At 48.5% G+C, this 11,448-nt stretch carries 6 protein-coding genes; 1 reads left to right on the top strand and 5 read right to left on the bottom strand.

Going from position 1 to position 11,448, the window contains the following annotated elements; genetic code table 11:
• Positions 1 to 315: 315 nt before the first annotated feature.
• On the bottom strand, positions 316 to 2,289 hold the full coding sequence (locus NYR53_RS05860) for a glycoside hydrolase family 127 protein (protein ID WP_261304330.1): 1,974 nt from the start codon (positions 2,287 to 2,289) through the stop codon (positions 316 to 318).
• A 146-nt stretch (positions 2,290 to 2,435) separates the two neighbouring features.
• Between NYR53_RS05860 and NYR53_RS05855 the strand changes: the two genes are divergently transcribed.
• On the top strand, positions 2,436 to 3,299 hold the full coding sequence (locus NYR53_RS05855; RefSeq protein ID WP_261304329.1) for a helix-turn-helix transcriptional regulator: 864 nt from the start codon (positions 2,436 to 2,438) through the stop codon (positions 3,297 to 3,299).
• A gap of 33 nt (positions 3,300 to 3,332) precedes the next feature.
• Here the strand turns inward: NYR53_RS05855 and NYR53_RS05850 are convergent, their stop codons facing one another.
• The 4 genes from NYR53_RS05850 to NYR53_RS05835 form a co-directional block, all read right to left on the bottom strand.
• Positions 3,333 to 4,451, bottom strand: coding sequence for a Gfo/Idh/MocA family protein (locus NYR53_RS05850; protein WP_261304328.1), 1,119 nt, complete (start codon positions 4,449 to 4,451; stop codon positions 3,333 to 3,335).
• 167 nt (positions 4,452 to 4,618) lie between these two features.
• Positions 4,619 to 8,425, bottom strand: coding sequence for a GH32 C-terminal domain-containing protein (locus NYR53_RS05845; protein ID WP_261304327.1), 3,807 nt, complete (start codon positions 8,423 to 8,425; stop codon positions 4,619 to 4,621).
• Positions 8,426 to 8,931: 506 nt separating this feature from the next.
• Complete coding sequence (locus NYR53_RS05840; protein ID WP_261304326.1) at positions 8,932 to 10,440, bottom strand: glycoside hydrolase family 32 protein; 1,509 nt, start codon at positions 10,438 to 10,440, stop codon at positions 8,932 to 8,934.
• A 26-nt stretch (positions 10,441 to 10,466) separates the two neighbouring features.
• Complete coding sequence (locus NYR53_RS05835; protein ID WP_261304325.1) at positions 10,467 to 11,438, bottom strand: carbohydrate kinase family protein; 972 nt, start codon at positions 11,436 to 11,438, stop codon at positions 10,467 to 10,469.
• Between the last annotated feature and the right edge of the window lie 10 nt (positions 11,439 to 11,448).

The following is an 11,448-nucleotide window of genomic DNA, read 5'->3' as shown; positions in this document are numbered from 1 at the left end:
TATTGATTTCGTGAAAATAAGCTGCCCCAGGGAACGTCACCCGATCTTTCGTTAGAGGAACGTAGAGCCGCTATTTCGGAAATTCTGCTTATGAAATCGAATAAGAGGAACGAGAGAGCGCTATTTGATCAAAAAAGCACGATCCAAAGGCAAAAACCGCGAAATAGCGCTTCTACGTTCCTCTTTATCCTGATTTCGGGGTTTTTCGTCCAAATAGCGCCTCCTCGTTCCCCCTCAACGGTTCGCATGATCGCCGACTATGAAATCATCGGCATATGCATGAATATTTGCGAAACGAGGCGTTTCGAAGATCATTCAAATACGAATCCAGACCGACATTTCACCCGGCTGTCGGTTGCCCCACAAGTAATACGGTACAGCTTTAAGCTTTACAGGCTCAGACACTTGCTGCTGCGCAAGCGGGCGGTACGCCATATTCTCTTGCCAGGAAGCTCGTTCATCAGCGCGACCTTTCGCTTCAATAACGACCGCTCCACCGAGCAGCTCGGTGTCGTAATACGATTGCAGCTCGGCTTCGCGATCGATAGACAAATTAGGAAGCAAACTGCCGTTATCCGTTTCCTCCAGACAATAAACTAGCGGACCGCGTTCAATAGCAGCTTTACCCCTATTAGCCCTGATCTCCGGATGTGAAGAAATCAAATGCGCCTCAAGTACGGGCTCCCATTCCACGATGTCTCCCTGTGCCCATTGCCTAGATACGGCAGCATATCCATTTTCAATATCGTAATCCGAAATCTTTCCGTTAATTTTCAACACAGCTTGCCCATAGCACCAAGACGGAATGCGTAGCGCAAGTGTAAATTCGGTGTCCGGAACAGCAGTTAATTCAATTCGCACATAACCTTCCCAAGGAAGACGCGATTGCTGCTTCAGCGCCACTTGACCGACAGCTAGCTCGAACTGCGCTTCGCTGCCGATGAACAAATGCGTATAAACTTTGTTATCCTCTGCAGAAGTTGTATAAATATAATCGTTCAGCGAGGTAAGAAGCCGTGCCACATTCGGTGGGCAGCAGGAGCAGCCGAACCACTTCTGCCGCACCGACTTCACGTGCCTACGGTCCGGGTTATTCAAGGAAGCCTTCGGCCACACTTCCAGTGGATTGACATAAAAGTAATGTTTACCGTCCCTCGACATACTGCCTAAAACGTTATTATACAGCGCCCTCTCTAGGACATCGGCGTACTCGCTCTTCGCCTCCAGAAGCAGCATGCGGCGAGCGAAGAAGATGAGACCGATGGATGCACACGTCTCGGCATATACGGTATCGTTCGGCAAGTCGTGGTCGAAGGTAAACGCCTCGCCATGATGCGTCGAACCGATGCCGCCAGTAATGTACATCTGCCGTTTCGTCGTGTTATCCCACAATCGACGGCATGCCTCGAATAGTTCCCGGTCACCTGTCAGGCTTGCAAGGTCTGCCATCGCCGTATACATATAGACTGCCCGTACAGAATGGCCTAAAGCGACGTCCTGTTCACGAACTGGCACATGCGCCTGATTATAGGCTATTTGTTCAAGGGTCGGAATCGGCAGCTCCTTCTTCGCCCAATGACTGTAGCCGCCTCTTTGCTTGCATTCTTCAATCAGAAAGTTCGGCGATTGACCGCGCTCATCGATAAAAAATTGCGCCAGCTTCAAATAACGCTCCTCTCCCGTCGCTTGATACAGCTTCACTAGCGCCAGCTCTATCTCCTGGTGGCCGTCATAACCTCTTAGTTTGCCTTGTTCGCGACCAAATACGGTGTCGATATAGTCGGCAAATTTGCAAACGACATCAAGCAGTCTCCGTTTTCCCGTGGCTTCGTAATACGCAACCGCTGCCTCCATCATATGGCCCGCGCAGTAAAGCTCATGCGCTTCATGAAGATTCGTCCACTCATTCCCTGGTTCTTTGACCGAGTAATACGTGTTCAGATAACCGTTATTGTGCTGAGCCTTGGCAATTAGCTCGATCAACTCGTCTGTAGTTCGCTCCAGCTCGGGGTCGGGTTGGCTTGCAAGCGAGTATCCGACCGCTTCAATCCACTTCGCCACATCGCTGTCTTGGAAAACCATCCCCCCGAATTCGCCTTCTTCCATCCCGGCCGCAATCCGGAAATTACGGATCGCATAGCTCGGCTCGGCATCTGGAATCCGGTCGTTAAGCGCCTCCCATTGATAGGGAATAACCGTCTCCCGCACCAGCGCTGTAAACGGATTCCAAAATCCGTCCTGTATGTGTACACGCCTTCCAATCTGCCGCATGCTCGTTGAAATTCCCATAAGTATATCCTCCTAGGGCTGTACATGATTTATATGACATTTGATTATCGCTCTCATCCAGTTTATCCTTGATTTTAGGGATGAACTACGAATAAAACAAACCTATTTTTTATAAAATTTCACACTACAATATGGAGGCTTCGGGAATGAACGAATCGGGAATCATTTGGATGGAGCTGCCGCCAGTGCCCTATTACATTACAACCGGGTTATCAACCTTAAGTCCGGGAGAGCAGCACCCGAGCCGCCGGAACATCGGCATCTTCGACCTGCTTTGGGTTGTCAAAGGGACGTTATACATCGGAGAAGAGGATAGGCAGTGGGAGGTAACGGAGGGACAGACTCTGCTGCTATTGCCCGACCGTTATCACTATGCGATGAAGCCTTGTGAGACGGAGACTGTTTTCTATTGGAATCATTTCGACTTTAAAGGGAGTTGGCTCCAAACGTCGGACAATGCTGCAAACCCAGCCTACCCGGTCCAGCACGTATGGGCAAACCCCTATACGATTCGGATTCGGCAGTATGCCTCGCCACCGGAATTTCCCCTTGCAGAGAACCACCTTCGCAAAATGCTCGCGTCGTCAGACCAGCATCGCTCGGCGACCTTTTGGAACGAGCAGCAGCTGTTCATGGAACTGCTGCGTCTATTAGAGGAAGGGTATAGCGGAAGCGACGCCTCCCCTGCTTTAAAACTCGCAGAGAAAGCGGAAGCTTACCTTAGGCAGCACTATCAGGCTGACGTGACGAATGAGTCACTTGCGGAGGCCCTTCATTTTCACCCGAACTATGTTGTTAGGTGTATGAAAGAGATCTACCATTGTACGCCAATGGAATATCTGCACGAGTATCGACTGGAACAAGCTAAGCTGCTGCTGATCAAAACCGATTGGCCGATCGGGCAAATCGCCGAACGGGTCGGTTTCCAGTACGCACCATACTTCTCCAACTGTTTCAAACTGTATGCCGGCATCTCACCTCTGCGTTTCCGCAAGCAGTATTCACATTAGTTTTACGAATGGTGGACCTTATCGCAATATCATTCAAGAACGAGCTGATTTCATTTCTGCTAGAACGGTATCTTCATAGGCATGCTTATCACCTTGAATGATGCTTTGGACATTTACAGGCTGACCCGTATGTCCGGACTCCAGAGCGGCGAACACGACTCCCAATGCTTCGAGACCACGTTCAGCGCTGGAAATAGGCTGCTTTTGCTCAGCAATCGCTTCCCACAATTCCATGTAAGAGTGGGCAAAAGGGTTTTCTACAACTTCAGGCGCGTAACGCTGGATGATTTCAGAATGGGTAACAATTGATTTGTCTTCAAGTGTTACGTGTTGACCAGGACGCAGGCATCCTTTGCTCCCGTAGATCCATACCCCGTCAGTCTTCTCACCGTGAGCTGCTGTACTGCACATCCAATGACCCAGACCTCCATTCTCAAAACGGAATACAGTGACAGATGTATCTTCTCCGGTAGGGTGAATGGTTGTTTCGCCGTCATTTAGTTCCTTTTCAAAAATTCGCGTATAGGAGAACACTTCTTGGATAGGCCCATTCACTTCTGTGAAGAAATGAGTGCGGTGAACCCCGTGATCATTAATCCAGCCTGCGCCCGCACGGCCTTTCATATGACGCCATGCAGTTCCTGCAAAAAACGAGCGTCCCAGTGTGACCGTTGCGTAATCCATGATCATATACACATCGCCGATCAAGCCTGCTTTTACTGCTCGCGCCATCGCAACATTACCAGCGCCCAGCACACTCGGTTCAGAAAGCGTCAATACTTTATTGAACTTCTTAGCATCAGCAAGCATTTTGCGACCAAAGGAAGGGGATATCGCCAACGGTTTTTGCATTTGCACGTGGATGCCTGCTGAGAAGCAATCCTCCGTCACTGTATGATGCAGATCATGATCTAATAAGACGGAAACCGCATCCAGACCTCCTTTCTCCAGCATCTGGCGATACTCCGTGTATACTTCCGGCCGAAACCCAAGCTGCCTGTCCACTTCTGCGGCAAAAGCCTCCGCTCTCCCTACCTTAAGGTCGCAAACAGCCGTCAGCTGAAAGGTCAGTTTGTTCTCATCTTTTAATTTCTTTAAGCCTTCCAGGTGCGCACCGGAAATCACTCCGCAGCCTATGAATCCGATTTTCATCCTAATCTCCCCATTCCTTTGAACAATGATATTGATAAACTTATTCGTATTTTAACAAAGGATGGGTGCAAATGATTTCAATATACTCTGTTCCTTGGCTTTAATTTTTTTGTAAAAAAAGCCCTTACCACTGCCTGCTGTGGCAAATGTAAGGGACATGCTGCTGATTAATTCGCGATCCAGATAACATTCTGATAATAAGCTCTGCCTCCAAAGAGATTAAGACCGAAGTTACCATTGCTGAAATGCGAGTCATTAACATCTATGACCGGCATGGAACCGCCGTCAAAGTAAACTTTGATGTTTGTTCCGCTAGTTACAATTTTTACGTGATAGGTTTTACTTTGCTGCAGCAGCATCGGCACGCTGGAAATGATTTGTGAGCTGGTAAAGCTGCCGTTCAGCTTGTAGAACAAACGCAGTGTTTTCAGACTTGGATCGACATTGAAGTAATAGCCGTTCGAGCCTGTGGCATCGCTGCGGAAGATGATGGAACCCGCTCCTCCCAACGCATCCAGCTTCATATCGGCTTCATAGGTGAAGTTGCCGCCCGTTACCGTGGACATATAGTTGCTGTCCAGATCAAAATAACCTGCAATCCCGTCAGCCGTCGGAATCCATTGCGCTTGGTTGGTCGAAGTCCATCCTGTCAAATTCGTGCTGAATGCAGGACCTACCTGGACGACAGTTGTGCCCACAATCGAGCCGGACTGTGTCGTTGCTGTAATCACCGCGCGACCAGGACTGATTCCCACGATATTGGCACTGCGGGCATCCACAGCCGTTACTGTAGCGATTGCGCCATTGTTGGTGCTCCAGATTACATTTTTATTTATTGCGGTGCGAGGAAGCACAGTTGTGTAGAACTGCTTCGTTGAACCAACGCCGATTTCAAGATTAGGTTTATCCATCACAACTTTTTGCGGAATGGTTCCGCTAGTCGGTTCGTTGCGCCATGTATTTGCTAGCGGATACACACTCATAGAAACTACAGTCACATCACCGCCTGTCGTATAGAAATTCAAGCCGTCACGGGCCGAATCCGGCAGTATAATGTCGGAGAAGACGACCTTACCGTCATTGCCGAATACCTCTACCGAGGATTCATCGACATAAATGTGCATTTTCACACGATTGTTCACGGGATTTACAACGACATCATTTCGCGAGGCGAAATTGGCCGTGAAATCAGTTCGGCCCGCATTCACGCGATCCACGAACATTTTGGAGGCAGGCGGTTGATAACCTACGACCGTTTTTTGACTTCCGAGCTCTCTTAGACTAATCCCAAACTCGGATGCCGCTCCGGTTGCGGGAAGTTGAAACTCAGCATCAATTTCGTAAGCATTGCCGGATAAGCCGGACAACAAATTTGTGCTCGTCGGTGTTATGGTTACGTTGTTAAATGTAGTGGCTGTGCCGCGCAGATTATTCATCTCAGTAACTGGTTTCTGAGCAAGCCGCACCCCCTCCGGATACGTTACCAGTGTAAGCTCACGAGGTATCGACAATTGACCGTGGAACGGGAATGTGGGTTCACTGAAAGGATTATCCCAGTTGCTCATCCAACCAATTTCAATCCGGCGTGCATTCGAAGGAATGTCCGAGAAGGTTATAGCCGCATACATATCTTTGCCATACTCGCTTCTAAGTACGGTGCTGGCTGGATTGTCGCTGGTAAAAGTCGACCCGTCGAATGAACCTACAAAATATTCAGACGAGGAACCGTTCGTTTGCGTTGCTGGACCTGTGCTAATCGAAAGCACCCATTTCTTGTTCGTCGCTCCCCCATCTACCCCAAGCTGGAAAAAGTCAGGACATTCCCAGGTACCTCCATGTAGATAGCTACCAAAACCAAATGAACTTGTATATGTCCAGGTGAGCAGGTTGGTGGACGTATAGAAACGGATATTGTCCCCGCCCGATACCACCATTACCCATTCATTGTGATCGCTGTCCCAAACAACTTTAGGATCGCGGAAATCCCAACCGCCGTTCACGCCGCCGGGATTCTGTACAATAGGATTGCCTGAATACTGCTGCCAGGTTCTCCCTTTGTCGATGCTGTAGGCGAGACTGATTTTCTGGTTGCCACCGACCTTATCAGGGTTATAATTCGTATAGAAAGCAACGAGACCAGAGCCTCCGCCAAACAATCCTGTTACATTGTTCGTATCCACGACCGCTGAACCTGACCAAGCATTGCCCAAATCATTGAAGGGAAGTGCGATAGGTAGACGTTTCCAATGTGTAAGATCTGTGCTTACCGCATGTGCCCACCGACCTTCGTCCTGATGAAACAGATGATATTCACCTGCATAGTAGACAAGTCCGTTGGGATCGCTCGCTTTACTTGCTTCCTGTGTATAATGATACCCAGGACGGTACATCTCATTAGAGTACTCGCTTAAATCGGTCACATGCATATTCTGAAAATAGGCTGTTCCGTTATACGTATTCAGACCAATTTTCCCGCTCAAGTAGGTACTGTCAGTAGCATTAATCGCCGGGGTCGCATAGCCGTCTACATATACTTTGATAGATGAACCGCTTGCGATGATCTCAACATGGTACGTTTTACCTGTGTCAATCGTACGCGTTGAGGTGGCCATCGTCGTTCCGGTACCCGCTTTAAATAAACGGATTTGATCCAGGTTAGGATCAATGTTGAGTATATAACCACTGGTAGCGCTTGCATTCGTACGGAAAAGAAGCCCTGCTGTTGCGAATGGCGTACCGGCATCCACTTTCAAGTCGCCTTCAAGCACGAAATCGGACGCTGTGTTCGCTGCGATTCGGAAGGTGTCAGCCGCTCCGGTGCTAACAGCTTTCACACCGTCCAGATGTGGCGTCCAGTTTCCATTGATGGATGTCCAGCCCACTAAATTCGTGTTCGCGTCACTGATCAGAATTTTTTGGAAATTGGCGCTGCCGTTAAAGACATTCAGCCCGACAAAGCCTGACGAATAAGCCGCATTCGTAACCGTCAAAATTGGATCATAGCCATCCGCTTGCAAGTAATTGGTTTGCAAATAGACCTTGATTACAGTGCCTTCTGCTTTCACCTTGACATGATAAACGTTGCCAGTATCCAGGGTCACTGTTTGCGTGCCAAGCGTGACATCACCGCTGATATTTAACAGTCGAAGTCTATCGAGATTAGGGTCGATTTGCAGACCGTATCCCTGTGTTGCGCTGGCATTCGAACGGAAAAGCAGCGTGGATACCGCGTATGTGTCTTCAATGAGCACATCCGCCTCATAGGTAAAATCATCTGAGCTCGTCGATGAGATCGCATAGGCGTTTTGTCCGCTGACAGCCGTCCCTCTCCAGCCTTGTGTCGTCGTAGTCCATGTACCTGATGCCACATTCCAACCTATTAAGTTCGTCGTCGTTTCATACTGATAGACATTCTGAAAGTAAACCGTTCCGTTATACACGTGGTAGCCCAGATTCCCATTGGAATACTTCGTGTCACTTGCGGAAATCGCCAGTACACTGCCTAGATACACTTTGATTTGCGGTCCGTCAGCCGTGACCTTCAGATGATAAGCAGTTCCTGTATTTATTATCGTTGTATACGGTGTCCCCACATCGGAACCAGTAGCATAATCAAAAAGCCTTACACAGTCGAGATTCGGGTCAACGCTGACCACATACCCTTTGGATCCGTCTTCGCTGGCTCGGAAGACAAGAGATCCTACGCCGAAAGATGAGGCGCTGTCTACCGTCACATCGGCTTCGTAAACAAAATTAGTCCCTGTTGTTGTCGTCGACACTGCAAAAGCATTCGTATTCGCTGCGCTTACTCCCTTAACTCCGCTAACTGACTGAATAGACCAAGTCCCGGAAATGGGTGTATAGCCCGGCATATTTGTATTGAAGCTTGATGCGTAGGCTGTCGTAACTCCTAATGACGCCGTACATGCAATGAAACAAATTAGAAATGCTTTCAACATCCATTTGATTTTCATACATATTCATCTCCTAATTTTCGTGAATATTTATATGTAAGCGCTTTTATTGTGAAGGATGAGAAAACGGCTTATCGCCGTTCTTGAATACGAGGGTCTATAGAAGTTGACGCAAGGCAAGATACGCCTAAGACGTATCTATTTTAAGCATTGGCTTTATCCGTGTTGTTGTAGTTTGTACAACATTTCGTCCAGCCTCGACCTGCAAAAAGTACATCTTATTTTAGAGGATTTGCCGTTTTCAAGGTGCTTACCTGCAAAACCTGCATCTCATTTGCTCGAAAAGCGCCAACAGCGACTAAAGTGCTCAATTTAGATGTATCTTTTGCAGGTCATCCCCTATCACTCTACTTTTTGCAGAGTTATCATGCATGAAATGCAGGTTGTTCATCCACTGAGTTCATCCACTGACAGAAGGTAGTTGCTTACGGACAACTGTGGCTTCTTCTTTTTGTTTCTTTCCTTTTGAGCTTCACTAAGCGCCTTTCTTATCATCGATGACCTATTTACCCTTCCGTTGTTAACTTCCATGCGTCCAAGCTTTCCAGAGATACTTCTCCATTCCTGGCAAATAGCTTGATTCCCAGACTGTCAGGTTTCGGGTAAATGCGGTTCGTTACGGTTTTCAGCCCGTTATTAGCAAATAGCTCAACTGAGGAGCGGTCAATGAAAATCTGCAGCTTAATGCGGCCATCCTCCAGAGGATTCAGATCTACTTCACTCACACCCGCTTCGCCTGTACCAGAGTGATTACGATCCACTCTAAGCTTACGGTCAGCAGCCGAATAGCTCACTTCCGTGTACTCGGAACCATCCTCTGAACAGCGAAGCAGCAAACCGAACTCAGCATCGCCAGATAATTTATCCGTGTTAAAAACGGCGATAAGTTCAATCGCATCCCCATGAATTTCTGGCAAAGGCACTTCCGTATCCGCACAGATAGATAGATTGTTTACACGTTGATGAATCCCGCGCATGGCTTTCAATTCCTCCACAGGCTCTATCCGCAGCGTCCCGTCCTCTGAAAGTGTCAGCTCGCGAGGCAGGGTAAGAGCCCCCATCCAACCATGCTCCTGCTCCGGCATTTGAGCGCCCCAAATATTCATCCAGCCAATGAGAATGCGCCTTCCCTGTCCGTCCACGAACGTTTGCGGCGCATAGAAATCGAAGCCATAGTCCAGACGCTCCGCATAACGGTAGTCGAATATTCCGGTCTCATAGCTAAGCTTGCCACTTAGATACATCGTCTTCGTCGTTCCCATATTCATAGGGGAAATCACCAGCACGTGCTCATTTCCGTTCCCCAGCGGAAACAAATCCGGGCACTCCCACATATCCCCCATCGTGCCATCACTTTCAGCTGCGATCCCGATATAGCTCCAATCCCGCAGATCAGGAGATTTATACAGCAGCGCTTTGCCCAAGCCGTCTTTCCCGTATCCAACAACCATGTACCATACACCATCATGCTGCCAAACCTTTGGATCCCGAAATCCGAATCCACCTTCCTCTGGCGCGCCAGCAATAACAGGGTTATTCGCTGCTTTGGTGAAAGTAACCCCATCTGTGCTTGTGGCAATACACTGTACTTCAGTGGGTGTGCGTCCATCGACATGCCCCGTGTAGATCAACGTCAGCACGCCGTTATCGTCCACAGCACTGCCAGACCAGCAACCGTAGCCACCGGTTTCTCCCAGATCGTAATTTTCTGATGGCGCCAACGCTATGGGCAGATGCTCCCAGTTCACCAAGTCTTTACTCTTAGCATGTCCCCAGTGCATCGGTCCCGCTTTGGGCTCATAAGGATAGTGCTGATAAAACACATGATGTTCATGATTAAAATAAATCAGGCCATTCGGATCATTCATCCAGCCTGTTGGAGGCATCAAATGATAGTACAGCCTGAAGGTGCTCTCTACCACTGTTTCTGAGGCTTGCCCCAACGCCGTATTGGCTAGTACTACTTGATCTTCGTGAACCTTATTCCGTTCCTTGTCTACTTGATGTTGACTCATCCTATTTCCCCCTCATTCCTAAATATCTATAACACATTTTCAGCTCGCAACAATGCTTCAATTTCTTCAATTGTCCCAAGGGATGGAATGGCACCTTTCCGAGTCGTAGCTAAAGCACCTGCTGCATTCGCGAATCTCAAAGCACTGCATAGTTCATCCTCACGCCAAGCCTGTAAAGGTTTCCCCAACATTAACACCTGGTATAGAAAAGCTCCGAGAAAGCCATCTCCTGCACCTGTTGTATCAACGGTATGAACCGAATAGCTATCCACCTTACCCCACCAATCGTTCATCCGATAAAATGAGCCTACAGATCCCGCTGTTACTAATAGCAATTGAATGGAATACCGCTCCATCAACTGTTTGGATGCAAGCTCTATATTCTGCTGCCCTGTCAGAAAGATGATCTCTTCTTCGGAAACTTTAACAAGATCAGCAAGATTTAAGCCCTCTTGAATAGTCTTCCTAGCATGCTGTTCGTCTTCCCACAAAGAAGGACGCCAGTTGGGATCATACGAAATAAGCGCACCTTTCTCCTTGGCTTTCTGCACAGACTTCATCGTAGCCGTGTAAGAGGGTTCCGCGGTCATCGAAATCGATCCAAAGTGAAAAATCCGCGTTCCCTCCAGCATGGCTGGATTCACCTCATCCTCTCTCAGCAGCTGATCAGCGCCGGGCTTTCGTGAGAAATGAAAGGATCTATCGCCCTGGGCATCCAAATGAATGAAGGCCATTGTCGTATGGGCCTCGTCAGTAGCGATCAGCCCGCTGTCTGACACACCCTGCTGCAGCAAAGCTTGCCGCAAATACCCGCCAAAGGGATCATTTCCCACTTTCCCAATGAACCCGGTCTTCATACCGAGCTTAGCCATAGCGGCCACAACGTTCACGGGAGCTCCTCCCGGATTGCGCTCAAACACAGGCTGTCCGGCGTCTGATAACCCTTGAGGTGTAAAATCAATTAAGTACTCCCCTAGTGCAACTGCATCATAGTTCATCCTAAGCTTC

The organism is Paenibacillus andongensis, from assembly GCF_025369935.1.
Taxonomy (GTDB): domain Bacteria; phylum Bacillota; class Bacilli; order Paenibacillales; family NBRC-103111; genus Paenibacillus_E; species Paenibacillus_E andongensis.
The sequence above is the reverse complement of the archived record's forward strand: the minus strand, read 5'-3'. Positions and strand labels throughout refer to the sequence as shown.